This window comes from Streptomyces sp. NPDC001351 (assembly GCF_042896045.1).
Lineage (GTDB): Bacteria > Actinomycetota > Actinomycetes > Streptomycetales > Streptomycetaceae > Streptomyces.
The window spans coordinates 593,449-610,625 of the sequence record NZ_JBIAWS010000002.1 but is presented as its reverse complement, the minus strand read 5'-3'; the positions used below and the strand labels follow the sequence as shown (position 1 = coordinate 610,625).

Sequence of the window (17,177 nt, the reverse complement as noted above, 5' to 3'; positions counted from 1 at the left end):
CGCTTTCGGCCGCTGCTACTGACCGTTCGGGTTGAGCGGGTCCGCCGGGTTCGTCGGCGTCTGCGTCGGCGTCTGCGTGGGGGTCTGCGTCGGCGTCTGCGTGGGCGTCTGGGTCGGCGTCTGCGTGGGGGTCTGCGTCGGCGTCTGGGTCGGCTTCTTGGTCGTCGGTGTCGCGCTGGGTGTCCGGCTCGGCGACAGCGTGGGCGACGGTGTCCAGGACGGCTGGACCGCAGCGCCCTGCGTGGTGTTCAGGTCGAACTTGAGCCCCGTGGCGGAGACGCCGAAGGTGTACGCCGCCCAGATCTGCGCCGGGAAGGTGCCACCGTTGACGCGGGGCAGTCCGCCCGCGTGGTACATCGAGACCTGGGCGCCGCTCTTGGACTCGCCGAACAGGCCGACCGAGGTGACCAGGTCGGGCGTGTAACCGCTGAACCAGGCGGAACGGTTCTCGTCGGACGTACCCGTCTTGCCGGCGACCTTGCGGCCGTCGCGGTTGGGGTTGGCCTCGACCGACTTCTGGGCCGTACCGTCGTTGACCACGCCGGTCAGCACCGAGGTGACCGTGTCGGCGGCCTCGGGGCTGATGACCTGGGCGCCGATCGGGTCCGGCAGGGTCACCGAATGCCTGCTGTTCTCCACGGACTTGAGGATGGTCGGGGTGACCTGCTTGCCGTGGTTGTCGAGGGTCGCGTAGACCCCGGCCATCTGCAGCGGGCTCGCGCCCATGGTGCCGAGGGTCTGCGCGGGCACCGGATTGAGGCCGGCCGTGTCCATGCCGAGCTGGCTCGCGACCTTGAGCACCTTTTTCATGCCGACGTCGACGCCCATCTGCGCGAAGACGGAGTTCACGGACTGGTTCATCGCCGTCTGGACGGTGATGGGGCCGTAGCTCTGGTCGTCCTCGTTCGAGGGGGCGAAGCCGACCTTGTTGCCGTTGCTGTCCACGACCTGGCGCTTGCTGGTGCCGTCGTAGATCGTGTTCGCGCCGATGGCCTGGCCCTTCTGCGTCTGGGCGGCCTCGTCCAGGGCGGCGGCGAGGATGACCGGCTTGAACGTCGACGCGGGCTGGTAGTCCGTGCGGGTCGCGTTGTTGCGGTAGTGCTTGTAGTAGTCCTGTCCGCCGTACATCGCCACGACCGCGCCCGTCTTCGGGTTCACGGACGCCGCACCCGCCTGGACCTCACCGTCGACCGAGCGCTTCTTCGGGTCGAGCTTGCTGGTCAGCTGCGACTTGGCGGCCTGCTCCAGCGCCGCCTGCTTCTTCTTGTCGATGTTGAGCGTGATGGTCCAGCCGCCGGCCTTGACCATGTTCATGGCGTCGTTGAAGTTGTCGGCCGTGCCCTGGGTCACCAGCCGCTTGGCCAGCTGGTTGTTGGCCGCGTCCACCAGGTAGCCGGTCTGGCCGCCCATGCCGGGCGCGGCCTTGGGGGCCTTGGGGATCGGGAACTTCATCTCGTCCCGCTTGGACTTGTCCAGCCAGTTCTTCTCGACCATGTTGTCGAGGACGTAGTTCCAGCGCGCCTGCACCAGCTTCTTGCCGGTGTCGGTCGCGATCGCCCAGTCGTACTGGTTGGGCGCCTGGAGGAGGGCCGCGAGGTAGGCACCCTGCTGGACCGAGAGCTTCTGGGCGTCGACGTGGTAGTAGGCCTGCGCGGCGGCCTGGATGCCGTACGCGCCGCGGCCGTAGTAGCTGGTGTTGATGTAGCCGGCGAGGATGAAGTCCTTGGTCTTGGTCCGGTCCAGCTTCAGCGAGATGACCAGTTCCTTCAGCTTGCGCGAGATGGTCTGGTTCTGCGTCAGGTAGTAGTTCTTGACGTACTGCTGGGTGATCGTCGAACCGCCCTGCGCGCCCTTGCCGGAGAGCGTGTTGAGGATGCCTCGGGCGGTGCCCTTGAGGTCGACGCCGTTGTCCTCGTAGAAGGTCTTGTTCTCGGCGGCGACGAAGGTGTGCTGGACGGGCTTGGGGACCTTGGACAGGTCGACGATCTCGCGGTTCTTCTCGCCGTCGCGCGTCAGCAGCGAGCCGTCGCTGTACTTGTAGACGTTGCTCTGCAGCGTCGCGTCGAGGTTGCCGCCCTCGGGGACTTTGATCATCATGTACAGCGCGACGAAGGCGCCCATGCCGAGCAGGCAGAGCGCGAAGAAGGTTCCGACGATCTTCTTCCAGGTGAACAGCCGGCGTATGAAGCTCTTGCCGTCCTTGCCGTTGCCCTTGCCCGCCGTGCCGCGGCCCGCCTTGCCCTTGGCGGCCCTGCGCGCCGCGGCACGGCCGCCTATGACCGTGGGCTCGGGCCCGGAGAGGTCAGTCGGTCCCGCCGTACCGGACGAGCGCGTCGGGGGCGCCGCGCGGCGGCCACCACGCTGTCGCGCTCGTCTCTCTTCCGCTCGTCCCATGGGTCCGTTCCGCTCCGCTTCGTTCATGTGTGCTCATCTGTCACACAGGTTCGCCCGCACAGGTCAGCTCAGAAAGCTAACACCGGGAGATGTGACAAAGGCCGGTGGATCCGCTCTTTTGCGGACGTGACAATCAGCACCCGCCCCGATGGAACCGACGGCCGAGAAGGGTTCAGGGTTGCCTCCGAGGGGTAAAGTGATATCACTTAGCTAAGTGAGTGCTTTCGCTTGAAGGCACCGCAACCTGACCGCACCATGACAACGGGGACCACCCATGCCCATACACGACAACGCTCCCGACGCCGACATACCGGAGATGCCCGCGCCCCGCGTCCGCGAGTTCACCGCACACAGCATCGGCGGCGCGCTCGCGCTGCTGCTCGGGCTGCTCGGACTCCTGGTCGCCGGCGCCCTGTTCGCGGCCGCGCAGGCAAATCCGGCCTTCGCGGCCGGCGGTGCCGTCGTCCTCGTCGCGGCGTTGATCTCGCTGCGCGGCCTCAACACCGTGGCGCCGGGCGAGGCTCGGGTCGTCCAGCTCTTCGGGCGCTATCGGGGGACGATCCGGCAGGACGGCCTGCGCTGGGTGAACCCCTTCACCTCGCGCACGAAGATCTCCACCCGGGTGCGCAACCACGAGACCGCCGTCCTCAAGGTCAACGACGCCTACGGCAACCCCATCGAGCTCGCCGCGGTCGTGGTCTGGAAGGTGCGCGACACCGCGCAGGCCACCTTCGAGGTGGACAACTACCTGGAGTTCGTCGCCACGCAGACCGAGGCGGCCGTACGCCACATCGCCATCGAATACCCCTACGACGCCCATGACGAGGGCGGTCTTTCGCTGCGCGGCAACGCGGAGGAAATCACCGAGAAGCTCGCCGCAGAGCTGCACGCGCGCGTGGAGGCGGCCGGGGTGCAGATCATCGAGTCGCGCTTCACACATCTCGCGTACGCTCCCGAGATCGCCTCGGCGATGCTTCAGCGGCAGCAGGCGGGGGCGGTCGTCGCGGCCCGGCGGCAGATCGTGGACGGAGCGGTGGGGATGGTCGAGGCCGCGCTCGCCCGGATCGCCGAGCAGGACATCGTGGAACTGGACGAGGAGCGGAAGGCGGCGATGGTGTCCAACCTGATGGTGGTGCTGTGCGGGGACCGCGCCCCGCAGCCCGTGCTCAACACCGGGACCCTCTACCAGTGACGGACCCTTCCGAGGGGACCTCGCCCCGGCGCCGGCCGCAGCAGCGCAAGCAGGTGCTGCTGCGGCTGGACCCGTCCGTCTACGAGGCGCTGGCCCGGTGGGCCGGCGACGAACTGCGTTCTGCGAACGCCCAGATCGAGTTCTTGTTGAGGCGCGCTCTCGCGGAGGCCGGGAGGCTGCCCGGGGAGGCGGGGCCGATCCCCCGTCGTGGGCGGCCACCCGGGGGCTCCACCCCCGGACCCCCGTCGGCCTGAACGGCCTCGTCCTCAAACGCCGGGGGGCTGGATATGGCTGAGGGAGCCGTGTCCGTGCACGCCGGACGGGCTGGATGAGGCCGAGGCCGCCTGTCCGTACACGCCGAACAGGCTGGATGAGGCCCGCCCCGGAGTCGTTACTGAACCATGACAATCGGTCCCCACCTGCGAAGCTGTGAGTCGGCTGTACGCCCCGCCATGATCTAAACACCGGGCGTATACATGAGGCGTATACACGGTGTGTAGAGTCGTGGACATGTCCATCGGTCACACCCTTCTAGGGCTCCTGGAGTCCGGGCCCCGCCACGGCTACGACCTGAAGCGGGCCTTCGACGAGAAGTTCGGTCACGACCGGCCGCTGCACTACGGCCAGGTCTACTCGACGATGTCCCGCCTGCTGAAGAACGGGCTCGTCGAGGTCGACGGCATCGAGGCGGGCGGCGGGCCCGAGCGCAAGCGGTACGCGATCACCGACGCCGGGATCACCGACGTGGAGCGGTGGCTCGCGACGCCGGAGGCGCCCGAGCCGTATCTGCAGTCCACGCTGTACACCAAGATCGTCCTGGCGCTGCTCACCCACCGCAACGCGGCCGACATCCTCGACACGCAGCGCTCCGAGCATCTGCGGATGATGCGGATCCTCACCGACCGCAAGCGCAGGGGTGATCTGGCCGACCAGCTCATCTGCGATCACGCCCTGTTCCATCTCGAGGCCGACCTGCGCTGGCTGGAGCTCACCGCCGCGCGCCTCGACAAGCTCGCGGAGGTGGTCGCCAAGTGACTCCCGCAGGTTCTCTGCTCGTCGCCGACGAGCTGCGCAAGTCGTACGGGCCGACCACCGCGCTCGACGGCGCCGAGTTCTCCATCCACCCCGGTGAGGTCGTCGCCGTGATGGGTCCCTCCGGGTCCGGCAAGTCGACGCTGCTGCACTGTCTCGCGGGGATCGTGACGCCCGACTCGGGGTCGATCCTGTACGCCGGGCGCGAGATGGCGACGATGACCGATGCGGAGCGCAGTGCGCTCAGGCGCTCCGAGTTCGGCTTCGTGTTCCAGTTCGGCCAGCTCGTACCGGAGTTGACCTGCGTCGAGAACGTCGCCCTGCCGCTCAGGCTGAACGGCACCTCCCGCAAGGAGGCCGAGCGGACCGCCCTGACGTGGATGGAGCGGCTGGAGGTCGACGACCTCGCCAAGAAGCGGCCCGGTGAGGTCTCCGGCGGTCAGGGGCAGCGCGTCGCCGTCGCCCGGGCGCTGGTCACCAGCCCCCGTGTGCTGTTCGCGGACGAGCCCACCGGTGCGCTCGACTCGCTCAACGGCGAGCGCGTGATGGATCTGCTCACGGACGCCGCCCGGTCCACCAACGCCGCCGTCGTCCTCGTCACGCACGAGGCACGGGTGGCCGCGTACTCGGACCGCGAGATCGTCGTACGGGACGGGAAGTCCCGGGACATGGAGCGCATCGTATGAAGGTGCGGGGGCAGTGGGCCAGGGATCTGGCCATGGGGGTGCGGTTCGCCTTCGCCGGTGGGCGTGAGGGGTGGACCCGGGCCCTGCTGACGGCCGTGGGCGTCGGGCTCGGGGTGGCGTTGCTGCTGCTCACCACGGCGATACCCAACGCCCTGTCCGCGCGGGACAAGCGCAGCACCGCCCGGGACGACTTCACGTACAGCGGGAAGGTGCTGCCGAAGAAGGCCGACACGCTGATCATCGGCAGGGCCGACACGATTTTCCGCAGTACGGACGTCCGGGGCCGGCTGCTGGAGCCCGAGGGCGTGAAGGCACCGTTGCCGCCGGGCGTCGCCAAGTTCCCGGGCAAGGGGGAGATGGTCGTCTCGCCCGCGCTGCGGGACCTGCTGAAGTCCGGTTCCGGCAAGCTGCTGCGCGAGCGGCTGCCCTATCGCGTCGTCGGGACGATCGGGCACTCCGGGGTCATCGGGCCCGCCGAACTCGCCTACTACGCGGGGGCGACCGGGCTGGAGCACCATCTGTCGAGCGGCTCCGTCGAGCGGATCACCTACTTCGGCCCCTCCCCCGGGCACCAGCAGGACGGGCTCGACCCGATCCTGCTCCTGCTCGTCATGATCATCTTCGTGGTGCTGCTGCTGCCCGTCGGCGTGTTCATCGCGGCCGCCGTGCGCTTCGGCGGCGAGCGGCGCGACCGCCGGCTGGCGGCGCTCAGGCTGGTCGGGGCGGACGGCCGGATGGCGCGCCGGGTCGCGGGCGGCGAGGCGCTCGCGGGGGCGCTGCTCGGGCTCGTCCTCGGCACCCTCTTCTTCCTGGCCGGGCGGCAGTCGGCGGGGCTGCTGGTGGTACGGGACATCAGTGTGTTCCCCAGCGATCTCAACCCGTCGCCCCTGCTCGTCGCGCTCGTCGCCGTCGCCGTACCGGCCGCGGCCGTTGTGGTCACGCTGTTCGCGCTGCGCGGGGTGGTCATCGAACCGCTCGGCGTGGTCCGTACGGCGAAGCCGCCACGCCGCAGGCTGTGGTGGCGGCTGCTGCTGCCGCTGGGCGGTCTCGCGCTGCTGTACCCGATGATCGGGCAGGGCCGCACCAACGGGAACTTCAACGAATGGATGGTGATCAGCGGCACCGTGCTGCTGCTGATCGGTGTCACCGCGCTGCTGCCGTGGATCGTCGAGGCCACGGTGGCCCGGCTGAACTCCGGCTCGGTCTCCTGGCAACTGGCCGTCCGCAGGCTGCAGTTGAGCAGTGGTTCGGCCGCCCGCATGGTCAACGGCATCGCGGTCGCGGTGGCGGGGGCGATCGCGCTGCAGATGCTGTTCTCGGGTGTTCAGCACGACTACATCAAGGCCGCCGACAGCGATCTGCGCCGGGCCCAGCTCCAGGTGGACGTGCAGGGCCGGGTCGCCCCGGACCAGGTCCGCGGGCAGCTCGCCCGGACGAAGGGCGTACGCAGTGCGCTGGGTCTGGCCACGGGCTCGGCCGGGAACAAGGCGAAGGAACCGCAGAACTCGACGGAGGTCGCCGTCGGCAGCTGCAGGGAACTGCGCGAGGTGGCGCAGCTGCCGTCCTGCCGGGAAGGCGACGTCTTCCAGATCCTCGGCACCGGGTACGACGGCGACACCAAGAAGCTCGCGAAGCCGGGCACCACCCTCTGGTTCGACGGCGGGAGCGAGACCCGCACCGCGGCCTGGAAGGTGCCCGCCGGGATCAAGACGGCCGCCCAGCGCGAGGACCCGACCGGTTACGAGCGCGGCGGACTGCTGTTCGCCTCGGGCGCGCTGCCCCCGGCGACGGTGGCCGGCCTGAGCCAGGAGGTGTTCGTCGCGCTGGATCCCTCGGTGCCGGACGCCCGCGAGTACGCGCGCAACACCGTCGCGCGGCTGGATCCGCTGGCGGACGTGTACGCCCTGACGTCCGGCAAGGTGGACCTGCAGTTCCGCGCCATCCGCAACGGCCTGTTCGTCGGCGCGACCTGCGTGCTGCTGCTGATCGGCGCGAGCCTGCTGGTGTCCCAGCTGGAGCAGCTGAGGGAGCGCAGGAAGCTGCTGTCCTCGCTGGTCGCCTTCGGCACCCGGCGCCGCACGCTGAGCCTGTCGGTGCTGTGGCAGACGGCGATCCCGATCGCGCTGGGCCTGCTGCTGGCCTCGGTGGTCGGGCTGACGCTGGGCGCGGTGCTGCTGCGGATGACCGGCGAGACGGTGACCGTGGACTGGGCGAGCGTCCTGTCGATGACGGCCATCGGCGCGAGTGTCGTCCTCGCCGTGACCCTGCTCAGCCTGCCCCCGCTGCTGCGGCTGATGCGCCCCGACGGGCTGCGCACCGAGTAGCCGGCCCAGGGCCCCTCCCCGGCACGGGGAGGGGCCCTGTCCGTTCACAGGCCGTACTCCCGCACCACCCGCCGTACCTGCGCGAACAGCATCCCCACATTGACCGACTTGCGGCAGACGACGACGGCGACGACGTCCTGCTGCTCGTTCATGCGCACGAACAGGTGGGTGAGGTTCTCGCTGTTGACGAGGATCTCCTGGAAGAAGTGGTTGTCGCTCTGGATCCCACGGCGCTCCTTGAAGACGTCCTCGATCATCACGACCGTGCGTCCCTGGAACAGGTCGAGGGTCGCGCCGGCCAGCAGGTCGAGGACCTCCGGCGGGTGGTTGTCGACGGTCTCGTACGACAGCAGCATGCCGGTGGACATGTCGACGACGCCCGAGGCGAGACAGTCGGGGGCGTCGGTGCGGAGGGACTTGACCAGGCCCATCACCTGGTCGGAGAAACCTGGGGTCATACGCTTCGTCGCCATCCCTTCAGACTCCTTCTGCTGTCTTGTTCTGGTGCGTGAGGATCGAGCCGATGCGGTCCAGGGCGGGCTGAGTCACCCGGTGCAGTCGGTCGACGTCCATGCCCTCGTCGCCCACCACGACCATCAGCGCCGTGTCGCCGACGGCGTAGAAGGCGGCACAGCCGTGGCTGCCGTACGTCACGGTCCGGCGCAGCGTGCCGCGGGCGGTCGCCTGGGCGGTGCGGCGGGCGAGGCCGAGGCCGGCCGCGGCGAGGGCGGCAAGGCCTTCCGGGTCGATGGAGTCGGCGGTGTCGGCCGCGATCAGCAGTCCGTCGGCCGCCGCGACCGCGGTGTCGGTGATTCCGGTCACCTGCTCCCTCAGGCCACGCATTTCGAGCGCCAGAGCTTCGTGATCCATATGTTCAACTCCCCTATTTCTCTTCGCGTTTCTGGTGTTTCGCGGCTGCTCGGCTGATTCATTTCGGGGTTCCGTTCCGCAGGCGGAAGAAGCCGCCCGGTCTGCGCCGGGGCAGGTCGACGGGGGTCGGCGGTTGCGGTGGGGGCGGCGCGGGCGGTGGCGGGGTCCGGTGGCGGATGCCGTCGGGGGCCGCGCGGACCGGGATCGGCGCGGGCGCGGCAGGGCACTCCAGCAGCCCCTGGCCGAGCATCCGCGCGACCTCGACGGTGACGGTGTAGACGCCGCGCCCGGCGCGGAAGGCCAGGTCGCGAGCGGTACGGCGGCCGTCGGCGTGCTCCAGCAGCGCGCGTTGCAGCGCGGTGTGCGGGCCGCCGGAGTACGGGGCGGCCACGGGCCGTTCGCGGTCGGGATGGACGGGCCGGGGCAGGGCCGCGAGGGCGGCGAGTTTGCGGGCCGCGTCCTGAAGGAGCCGGGCGGGCGGCTCGCCCACGGCGACCGGGGCGGGCGGTTCCGAGCCGTCCGCGGCGCGTTCGCAGCCGTCGACGCGGCCCGCGAGGATCGCGAACGCCGCGTCCTGCAGCGCCATCACGCACACCACCCTGAGCTGGGCGGCACCGGCGTACCCGTGGGCGATCAGCCCGGCGGCCGGCCAGCGTGCGCCCCCGGCCTCCCGGACCAGCGCGGCCCACTGCTCGCCGTTCACCCGCCCGGACCGCAGCAGCAGTGTCTCGGGGCCCGGCGCGCCGGGCGACTCGGCGGCGACGACGAGCCCGTCCCTGAGATACAGGGCGCCGCCGGGTGCCCCGGACACGCGCAGCACACCGGTCCACTCGTCCCGCCCACAGGCGGCGAGGGCCCGCGCCAGCAGGTCGTAGCCCGACATCACCCGGGAAGGTGTATCAGTCCGAACGCATATTCCGGGTGCAGGTTTCCGAGCTGTCTTCAGGTGACGGAAGTTGAGCCGGGGGCTCGTTCAAATCGCTTTGTTCGGTGCGCATTTGATCGAGCCGGGGGCTCGTTTTCAGGCGCCGTCGGCGGGGGCTGCGCCCCCGGACCCCGCTTCGGCCTGAACGGCCTCGTCCTCAAACGCCGGACGGGCTGGTTCTTGCTGATCGGCAGGGAGCAGTCCCGCCGAATACGCCCTCAGGTACCCCACCACCGTGTTCGTCACCGCCACCAGCGGTACGGCGACCACCGCGCCGCCGATGCCGGCGACCATGCCGCCGGCCGCGACCGACAGGACCACCGCGAGGGGGTGGACGCGTACCGCACGGCCGAGGATGAAGGGCTGCAGGATGTGGCCCTCGATCTGCTGGACCGCGAGGACCACGAGGAGCGTCATCACGGCCGTGAACACGCCCTGGGTGACCAGCGCGACGACCACCGCCAGCGCGCCGGAGGCCACCGCGCCGACGAGCGGGATGAAGGAGAACAGGAAGATGAACACGGCCAGCGGGACGGCCATGGGAACGTTGAGGAAGTAGATGCCCAGTCCGATGAAGATGGCGTCGATCAGGGCCACCAGCACCGTGCCGCGCACATAGGCGGTCAGCGTGCGCCAGGCCCGCGGGCCCGCGCCCGCGACGCCGGGGCGGGCCGCCGCCGGCACCAGCTTCAGCGTCCACTCCCAGATGCGCCGGCCGTCGTAGAGGAGGAAGAGGGTCGAGAAGAAGGTCAGCAGGATGCCGGTGAGTGCCTCGACGACGACCTGGACGCCCTCCAGACCGAAGGACGTGATCTGGTCGGTGTTCGCGCCGACCGCCTCCCGCAGGTTCTTGGCGATCTGGTTGATCTGCTTGTCGGTGACGTGGAAGGGGCTCTTCAGCAGCCAGTTGCGCAGGTCGTCGATGCCGTTCTGGATCTGGTTGGAGAGGTTGTCGATGTTCTCCATGATCTGCCAGGTCACGAACCAGCCCAGCAGCCCCATCACGACGAACCCGAGGATCGCGGTGAGCGCGGTGGCCGGGCCGCGCGGGACGCCGTGACTCTTGAGGCGGGCCACCGTCGGCTGCAGCAGCGCCGTGATGAGCAGCGCCACGACGAAGGCGAAGACGACGAGTTGTACGGCGCTGATGATCCGCATCAGCACCCAGACGGTGCCCGCGAGCACCAGCAGCCGCCAGCCGGCCTCGGCGGCGACGCGCACGCTCCACGGCACGGCCTGCACGGGGTCGGGGCGCACGACGGGCGCGGGCGGCGGCGCCTCTGTCACGTGGTCCGGGGGCGGCGGAACCTGAGCGGCGGTCTTGCGGGGCGGGCGCGGTACGTCGTCCCCGGCGCTCTCCCGCTCCACCTCGGCGCGGCGCTCGTCCAACCGCTCACTCACCTCGGTCAGCCCGGCACCGATGCGCCCGAGCCACCCTGGCACTCGCGACATGATCCGTCCTCTTCCCCCGCGTCCCCGGGTGCTCCACACCACTCCCCCCTGGAGTCGTCGCAACGACCGTACAGGGCAACAGCCCCTCCCCCTATGACGGGGAGGGGCTGTTCAAGGTTGAGAGGCGAGACCGTGGGTCTCGGCGGCTCCGCGCCGGGCCTAGTACCAGTGGTTCGCGGCCCAGAAGGACTGCGCCGCGCACGGGCTGCCGTAGCGGCTGTTCATGTAGTTCAGGCCCCACTTGATCTGCGTGGCCGGGTTGGTCTGCCAGTCGGAGCCGGCCGAGGAGTACTTCGAGGCGGGCAGCGCCTGGAAGAGGCCGTAGGCGCCGGAGGAGGCGTTGACCGCGTGGTAGTTCCAGCTGGACTCGTGGTCCACGATGTAGCTGAAGCACTGGAACTGGCCGCCGGGCACCATCTGCCGTGCCATCGCCTGGATCTCGGCGACGGAGTACGAGCTCTGGATGGGGAAGTCACCGGCGCTGCGGCTGGCCTTCTCCTTGGCGTCGGCGCGCTCCTTGGCCTCCTTGGCAGCCTTCTCCGCCGCGGCCTTCTTGGCGATCGCGGTGTCGGCGGCAGCCTTGCGGGCGGCCTCCTCGGCGTCCTTCTTGGCGCTCGCGTCGGCCTGGATGGCCTGGGCGTCGGCCTGCTGCGTCAGGGAGGCGGTCTGAACCTGGGCCTGCTGGCCCGTGGGTATGTCCGCGAGCAGCGTGGTGTCGGCTGCCGTCGCCTCGGCGTCGTTGGGCTGGGCGGTGCTGCCCGAGGCAACTCCGACAACGCTTCCGACGGCGGTGACCGCGGTGGCCGAGGCCACTGCGAATCCCCGGACCGAAATCCGGCTCACACGGTTTCCTTCCAGCATCGCCCGCTTCGGTGACCCTGGCGGACGCAATCGTGCCCCTGACTCTGGCCTCCCAACTACGGGGTCACGGGAGGCGCGGGCCCGGTGGGCAACTCCCGCGAGGGAAGTGCCGCGTGGTGCTCGGGCGGCATACGACGACGCTGTGGAGTTAGCTGTGGTGCTCATGTGGTTCCGTACCGCTGGGGGTACAGGTGTGTCGTATGCGGGGCCTGACAGGAGTGAGACTCTGCCGTAACCGGACGCCGGGTGGCAATTCTGAGTTGCGTGTGAAAGCTCACATCCCGTTTGACCCCGGGGATTTTGAGAAACAGCAACACGCGAAGGCGCCGCCCCACTAGGCTCACAGCCTTTGCGGGACGGCGCCAACCGACCTTGAACCACCGCAGACTTGGCGGTCCGCGTCAGATCTGTCCGTCTTCGAGCATTTCGGTCACAAGCGCCGCGATCTGGGACCTCTCGGACCTGGTCAGCGTCACATGCGCGAAGAGCGGATGCCCCTTCAGCTTCTCGACCACGGCGACGACACCGTCGTAGCGGCCTACGCGCAGATTGTCCCGCTGTGCCACGTCATGAGTGAGAACCACCCGTGAGTTGGCGCCGATCCGGGACAGAACGGTCAGCAGCACATTCCGTTCCAGTGACTGCGCCTCGTCCACGATCACGAAGGCGTCGTGGAGCGAGCGTCCGCGGATGTGGGTGAGCGGAAGGACCTCCAGCATTCCGCGCGCGGTGACCTCCTCGATGACCTCGCGGCTGGTGACCGCGGACAGCGTGTCGAAGACCGCCTGCGCCCAGGGGCTCATCTTCTCGGCCTCGGAGCCGGGGAGATAGCCGAGTTCCTGCCCGCCGACCGCGTACAGCGGACGGAAGACCATCACCTTCTGGTGCTGGCGCCGCTCCAGCACCGCCTCGAGTCCCGCGCACAGCGCGAGCGCCGACTTGCCGGTGCCGGCCCGGCCGCCCATGGACACGATCCCGACGTCCGGGTCGAGGAGCAGATCGAGCGCGATCCGCTGCTCCGCGCTCCTGCCCTTGATGCCGAAGGCCTCCCGGTCGCCGCGCACCAGGCGGATGTTGCCCTCGGCGGTGACCCGGCCGAGCGCCTTGCCGCGCTCCGACTGGATGGTCAGCCCGGTGTGCACGGGAAGCTCGGACGCTTCGGGCACATACACGTGCCCTTCCTCGAAGAGGATGTCCACCTGTTCGCCGGGCAGGGTCAGTTCGGACATCCCGGTCCAGCCGGAGGAGTCCGTGATGGCGAGTTCGGCGCGGTACTCCTCGGCGAGGAGACCGACGGACGAGGCCTTGATCCTGAGCGGCAGGTCCTTCGACACGACGGTGACGTCGAACCCCTCGGCCTGCAGATTGCGGGCGACCGCGAGGATGCGGGAGTCGTTGTCCCCCAGGCGGTAGCCGGTCGGCAGCACGCTGGGGTCCGAGTGATTGAGCTCGACACGTACGGTGCCGCCGAGTTCCCCGATCGGGATGGGGGCATCGAGGCGGCCGTGCCGCACCCGAAACTCGTCCAGCAGCCTGAGGGCCTGCCGGGCGAAGTAGCCGAGTTCGGGATGGTGCCGCTTGGCCTCCAGCTCCGTGACCACGACGATGGGGAGCACTACCTCGTGCTCGTCGAAGCGGCTCAGGGCGTTCGGGTCGGCCAGCAGGACGCTGGTGTCGAGAACATAGGTGCGCCGGTCTGGCTTGTGGCGCTTTGTGCTGGTCACCACGGAAGGACGTACCCCCTCGGATGAGGTCGGGGAGCGACGGAGTGGAGCTGGGCCGGTCGACGGCCGCGATGCACGGGCCGAAAACCGGCCCTCCGCCTTGTCTTCCGTGCTGGAACCGCACGGTCGGGCTGGTGCAAAGGGCCTCCCGGGCGGACGGCCCCGTGCCGCCCGCTGAGATCCGACACCCGTGGTTCGGGCATCGACCTGACTGGCTTATGCCCTCGAACATGCGTCACCATGCCGACGCATATGACGGCACCCTGGTGAACTCCTTGTTACGGATGCCCCAAATCGGGGTACTCCCGCGCCCTTCGGAGGGGTACGGCGTGTCAGCCGCCGTAACGCCGGTGTCGCGCCGCGTAGTCACGCAGGGCGCGCAGGAAGTCGACCTTGCGGAAGGCCGGCCAGAAGACCTCACAGAAGTAGTACTCGGAGTGCGCGGTCTGCCAGAGCATGAATCCGGACAACCTCTGCTCACCGCTGGTACGGATCACCAGGTCGGGGTCGGGCTGGGCGCCGGTGTAGAGGTGGCGGCCGATCATGTCGACGTCGACGGCCTCGGCGAGGTCCTCCATCGAGGTGCCGTTGTCCTGGGCCTCCAGGAGCATCGAGCGCACCGCGTCGGCGATCTCCTGGCGGCCGCCGTATCCGATGGCGACGTTGACCAGTATCCCGTCGATGCCGGCGGTGGCCTCCTCGGCCTCCTTCAGGGTGGTCTGCATCTGCGGCGGGAGCAGGTCGGGGGTGCCGACGTGGTGCACCCGCCAGCGGCCGTCGGTGGCGAGGGTCTTCACGACGTCCTCGATGATGCCGAGCAGTGGGCCGAGTTCCTCCTGGGGCCGGTCGAAGTTGTCCGTCGACAGCAGCCAGAGGGTGACGACCTCGACGTCCGTCTCGCTGCACCAGCCGAGGAACTCCTCGATCTTCTCGGCACCGGCCCGGTGGCCGTGCTCGGTGGAGGAGCCCGCGGCCTTCGCCCAGCGTCGGTTGCCGTCCATGATGACGCCGATGTGCCCCGGCACCTGAGCGTGGTCCAGGTGGCCTTCCACCCGGCGTGCGTACAGCCTGACCAGCAGGCCGCGCAGCTTGTCGCGCAGGTTCACGTGATTGTCAGCCCCTCCGTACGGATCGGACAGGCGCGGCCCAGGAGTGTGGAGGGCGATCCTGTCCGTATGGCGGTCCCCGGAGGCGAAGCCTACCCCCGGCTCCGCCACGGCTCCCCCAAGGGGTGGTGGGGCGCACAGAAAACGGGCCGGTCCGTGGGGGGGAGACGGACCGGCCCGAGGGGGGGTTTCCACCATAACCCTTCGTAAGTGCTGCTGGGTGCATCGGCGTGCCACAACTACTCTCCGAATTCGAACGACGACGCGCCGATGGCCTTGGAGAGGCACTTTCATGGCGGGCTCATGGCCGGATCACAGCGGATTTCCAGGGGAAACGTGCGGGAACCGGAGTGATCCGGAGGGTTTGCCGCATCTTGGACCCTGTTCGGCGAGTTGTCCCTCGCTTCCCCCAGCCGGGTGACCCGGCCCGCGAACGCCGATTTGACGTGGATACGGCACCGCGCAGCCCCCTCCACTGCGCGGTGCCGCCGCGCAGCTTTGCTCACGCGAATTACCTTGGTCTGAACTTACGTGACCCATGGGACTTGAATCGACTCGAGGGGATAACGATGTGGAAACCGCCCCCCTCCGCACACCGGGCCTCGATCTAGGACAGAAACTGTCCTGCTTGGATCATACGGTCGTCCCATGACCCTGAGGATCAGCTGGAACGAGGCGAGCGCCCGCCGACTGGAACGGCAGTTCCTGGCCAACCCTGCCGGGCCGGGCACGGCGGTCGCCGATGTGGTCGGCGCGATGCTCGCCGCGCATGCGCAGGTGCCGTCGGCGGCCGAGGTGTCGGTGGGGGTGCGGACGGCCGGGACGGCCCGGGCCGATGTGCGCGCCGCGCTGTGGGAGGAGCGGACGCTGGTGAAGACGCACGGCCCGCGCGGGACGGTACATCTGCTGCCCGCGCGCGAACTGCCCCTGTGGTGCTCGGCCTTGCCCGCCGTACCGTCCGCCGCGAGCCCGTTCGCGCCGGCAGTACGGGTCACCGAGGAGCAGGCGCAGCAGATCGTGGCGGCGATCGGGGACGCCCTGGAAGGAGTCTCCCTGACCATCGACGAGCTGAGCGAGGAGGTCGTCGCCCGTACCGGTTCCTGGGCCGGCGACCGGGTGATGCCCGCGTTCCAGGACCTGTGGCCGCGCTGGCGGCAGGTGCTGCACCGGTCCGGCCAGTCCGGCGCCCTGTGCTTCGGCCCGAACCGCGGCCGCAAGGTGACGTACACCCGCCCGCCGCGCTTCACCCCGCTGCCGCCGGACGAGGCGGTGCGCGAGCTCGTACGCCGCTACCTGCGCGCGTACGGCCCCGCGACCCCGCAGAACTTCGCCAAGTGGCTGGCGGCGCCCGGGGGCTGGGCCGTCAAGCTGTTCGGCACGCTCGCCGGGGCGGGGGAGATCGAGGAAGTCGTCTTCGAGGGGGCGAGGGGGTGCTGGGTCATGGCGGGCGACACGGAGTTCCCGGAGGGGCGGGTGCCCGGGGTCCGTCTGCTGCCGTACTTCGACGCGTACGGCATCGCCGCGCAGCCCCGGGAGCTGCTGTTCCCGGGGGCCGCCTACGCACGCGCGCTGGCGGGCGGCCAGGCGGGCAACTATCCGTTGCTGCTGGTGGACGGTGTGGTGGCGGGGGTGTGGCACCAGCGGCGCCGCGGACGTCGTACGACCGTCACGGTGGAGCCGCTCGGGCGGCTGACGACGCGGCAGGAGCGGGAGCTGGGCGAGCAGGTGGAGCGGGTCGGCGAAGTGCTGGAGGCGGAAGTCGAGTTGGTGATCGGGGAGGTGACGATGGGAGCGCACGCATAGGGCTCACCGGTGGTGCGGCTTGCGGGCCTCGAAGAGGTGGCGGGTGCTGTGCGCGACGAACGGGCCCTCGGCCTCGATCTGTTCGTGCAGGGCGCGGAGCCGGTCCTCGTACGCCTCGACCGTGAAGTCCGGGACCATCCAGATCACCTTGCGGAGGAAGTGGACGACGGCTGCGATGTCGTGGAACTCGACGCGGAGCCGTTCGGCGCGCAGGTCGACGATCTCCAGGCCTGCGGCTTCGGCACGGGCGCGTTCGTGGTCGGGGTGGCGGTCGGCGCTGATCTCCGGTCCCAGGGGGCCGAGGAACTGCTCGACGAGTTCGAAGACGCTGCGTGGGCCCACGTGCTGGGCGAAGTACGTGCCTCCGGGCTCCAGCACGCGCTGGATCTCAGCCCACGGGGGACTGACCGGATGCCGGCTGCTGACCAGGTCGAAGGCGCCGTCCGCGAAGGGCAGCGGGGCGTCCTCGGGCACAGCGACCACCACGGTGCCGTGGGGGCGGAGCAGGGCGGTGGCCTTGGCGGCGTTCGGCGGCCAGCCCTCGGTCGCGGCGAGGAGCGCCGGGGTCTTCTCGGCCCGGCCGAGGGCGAAGTGCAGGACCTCGCCTCCGCCGGTCTGGAGGTCCAGCGCGGCGGTGGCCGCGGTGAGGCGGTCTGCCAGGGAGACGGCGTAGCCCCAGGAGGGCCGCTGCTCTGTGGCGCGGCCCTTGAACCAGGAGAAATCCCAACCTTCGGTGGGTACGGCTACGCCTTCTGCCAGGAGGGCCTCGAATCGGTGGGGTTCTCTGCAGTGCATTCTGCGGCTCCGT

At 69.8% G+C, this 17,177-nt stretch carries 15 protein-coding genes; 6 read left to right on the top strand and 9 right to left on the bottom strand.

The features are described 5' to 3' along the window. Positions 1-15: 15 nt before the first annotated feature. A complete protein-coding gene (locus tag ACFY1U_RS08435) occupies positions 16-2,394 on the bottom strand; it encodes a transglycosylase domain-containing protein (RefSeq protein ID WP_390693328.1) in 2,379 nt (792 codons plus the stop codon). Between the two features lie 274 nt (positions 2,395-2,668). Between ACFY1U_RS08435 and ACFY1U_RS08430 the strand changes: the two genes are divergently transcribed. The 5 genes from ACFY1U_RS08430 to ACFY1U_RS08410 all read left to right on the top strand — a co-directional run bounded on the left by ACFY1U_RS08430 (position 2,669) and on the right by ACFY1U_RS08410 (position 7,628). Then, positions 2,669-3,586 (top strand): SPFH domain-containing protein, encoded by a 918-nt coding sequence (locus tag ACFY1U_RS08430; protein WP_390693327.1) that lies wholly within the window; start codon positions 2,669-2,671, stop codon positions 3,584-3,586. Then, positions 3,583-3,840 carry a hypothetical protein gene (locus ACFY1U_RS08425; RefSeq protein ID WP_390693326.1) on the top strand — a complete coding sequence of 86 codons (258 nt, stop codon included), beginning with the start codon at positions 3,583-3,585 and terminating at the stop codon, positions 3,838-3,840. The genes ACFY1U_RS08430 and ACFY1U_RS08425 overlap by 4 nt, the downstream gene beginning before the upstream one ends. 256 nt (positions 3,841-4,096) lie before the next feature. Beyond that, entirely contained in the window at positions 4,097-4,621 is a 525-nt protein-coding gene (locus ACFY1U_RS08420) for a PadR family transcriptional regulator (protein WP_390693325.1), read from the top strand. Next, positions 4,618-5,304 carry an ABC transporter ATP-binding protein gene (locus ACFY1U_RS08415; protein WP_390693324.1) on the top strand — a complete coding sequence of 229 codons (687 nt, stop codon included), beginning with the start codon at positions 4,618-4,620 and terminating at the stop codon, positions 5,302-5,304. The genes ACFY1U_RS08420 and ACFY1U_RS08415 overlap by 4 nt, the downstream gene beginning before the upstream one ends. Beyond that, positions 5,301-7,628 (top strand): ABC transporter permease, encoded by a 2,328-nt coding sequence (locus ACFY1U_RS08410; RefSeq protein WP_390693323.1) that lies wholly within the window; start codon positions 5,301-5,303, stop codon positions 7,626-7,628. The genes ACFY1U_RS08415 and ACFY1U_RS08410 overlap by 4 nt, the downstream gene beginning before the upstream one ends. A 44-nt stretch (positions 7,629-7,672) precedes the next feature. On the opposite strand, the gene ACFY1U_RS08405 is transcribed toward ACFY1U_RS08410, so the two are convergent. The 7 genes from ACFY1U_RS08405 to ACFY1U_RS08375 form a co-directional block, all read right to left on the bottom strand. Next, positions 7,673-8,101 (bottom strand): hypothetical protein, encoded by a 429-nt coding sequence (locus ACFY1U_RS08405; RefSeq protein ID WP_390693322.1) that lies wholly within the window; start codon positions 8,099-8,101, stop codon positions 7,673-7,675. Positions 8,102-8,105: 4 nt separating this feature from the next. Then, complete coding sequence (locus tag ACFY1U_RS08400) at positions 8,106-8,498, bottom strand: roadblock/LC7 domain-containing protein (RefSeq protein WP_390693321.1); 393 nt, start codon at positions 8,496-8,498, stop codon at positions 8,106-8,108. A gap of 58 nt (positions 8,499-8,556) precedes the next feature. Continuing rightward, positions 8,557-9,381, bottom strand: a complete 825-nt coding sequence (locus ACFY1U_RS08395; RefSeq protein WP_390693320.1) for a MarR family transcriptional regulator — start codon at positions 9,379-9,381, stop codon at positions 8,557-8,559. 138 nt (positions 9,382-9,519) lie between these two features. Then, a complete protein-coding gene (locus ACFY1U_RS08390; protein ID WP_390693319.1) occupies positions 9,520-10,875 on the bottom strand; it encodes an AI-2E family transporter in 1,356 nt (451 codons plus the stop codon). 159 nt (positions 10,876-11,034) lie between these two features. Then, the gene (locus ACFY1U_RS08385) at positions 11,035-11,718 is read right to left on the bottom strand and encodes a transglycosylase SLT domain-containing protein (protein ID WP_390693318.1); all 684 of its coding nucleotides are present in this window, start codon (positions 11,716-11,718) and stop codon (positions 11,035-11,037) included. 419 nt (positions 11,719-12,137) lie between these two features. Beyond that, the gene (locus ACFY1U_RS08380; RefSeq protein ID WP_390693317.1) at positions 12,138-13,463 is read right to left on the bottom strand and encodes a PhoH family protein; all 1,326 of its coding nucleotides are present in this window, start codon (positions 13,461-13,463) and stop codon (positions 12,138-12,140) included. A gap of 329 nt (positions 13,464-13,792) precedes the next feature. Then, entirely contained in the window at positions 13,793-14,566 is a 774-nt protein-coding gene (locus ACFY1U_RS08375) for an isoprenyl transferase (protein WP_390693316.1), read from the bottom strand. Between the two features lie 648 nt (positions 14,567-15,214). Between ACFY1U_RS08375 and ACFY1U_RS08370 the strand changes: the two genes are divergently transcribed. Beyond that, positions 15,215-16,369 carry a winged helix DNA-binding domain-containing protein gene (locus ACFY1U_RS08370; protein ID WP_390693315.1) on the top strand — a complete coding sequence of 385 codons (1,155 nt, stop codon included), beginning with the start codon at positions 15,215-15,217 and terminating at the stop codon, positions 16,367-16,369. A gap of 3 nt (positions 16,370-16,372) precedes the next feature. On the opposite strand, the gene ACFY1U_RS08365 is transcribed toward ACFY1U_RS08370, so the two are convergent. Further along, positions 16,373-17,164, bottom strand: coding sequence for a methyltransferase domain-containing protein (locus tag ACFY1U_RS08365; RefSeq protein ID WP_390693314.1), 792 nt, complete (start codon positions 17,162-17,164; stop codon positions 16,373-16,375). Between the last annotated feature and the right edge of the window lie 13 nt (positions 17,165-17,177).

What these genes read in the sequence shown, in the direction of transcription:
- ACFY1U_RS08370 (WP_390693315.1), top strand. Translation starts at nt 15,215, where the DNA reads ATGACCCTGAGGATCAGCTGGAACGAGGCGAGCGCCCGCCGACTGGAA.
- ACFY1U_RS08410 (WP_390693323.1), top strand. Translation starts at nt 5,301, where the DNA reads ATGAAGGTGCGGGGGCAGTGGGCCAGGGATCTGGCCATGGGGGTGCGG.
- ACFY1U_RS08390 (WP_390693319.1), bottom strand. Translation starts at nt 10,875, where the DNA reads ATGTCGCGAGTGCCAGGGTGGCTCGGGCGCATCGGTGCCGGGCTGACC.
- ACFY1U_RS08395 (WP_390693320.1), bottom strand. Translation starts at nt 9,381, where the DNA reads ATGTCGGGCTACGACCTGCTGGCGCGGGCCCTCGCCGCCTGTGGGCGG.
- ACFY1U_RS08405 (WP_390693322.1), bottom strand. Translation starts at nt 8,101, where the DNA reads ATGGCGACGAAGCGTATGACCCCAGGTTTCTCCGACCAGGTGATGGGC.
- ACFY1U_RS08430 (WP_390693327.1), top strand. Translation starts at nt 2,669, where the DNA reads ATGCCCATACACGACAACGCTCCCGACGCCGACATACCGGAGATGCCC.
- ACFY1U_RS08400 (WP_390693321.1), bottom strand. Translation starts at nt 8,498, where the DNA reads ATGGATCACGAAGCTCTGGCGCTCGAAATGCGTGGCCTGAGGGAGCAG.
- ACFY1U_RS08420 (WP_390693325.1), top strand. Translation starts at nt 4,097, where the DNA reads ATGTCCATCGGTCACACCCTTCTAGGGCTCCTGGAGTCCGGGCCCCGC.
- ACFY1U_RS08435 (WP_390693328.1), bottom strand. Translation starts at nt 2,394, where the DNA reads ATGGGACGAGCGGAAGAGAGACGAGCGCGACAGCGTGGTGGCCGCCGC.
- ACFY1U_RS08365 (WP_390693314.1), bottom strand. Translation starts at nt 17,164, where the DNA reads ATGCACTGCAGAGAACCCCACCGATTCGAGGCCCTCCTGGCAGAAGGC.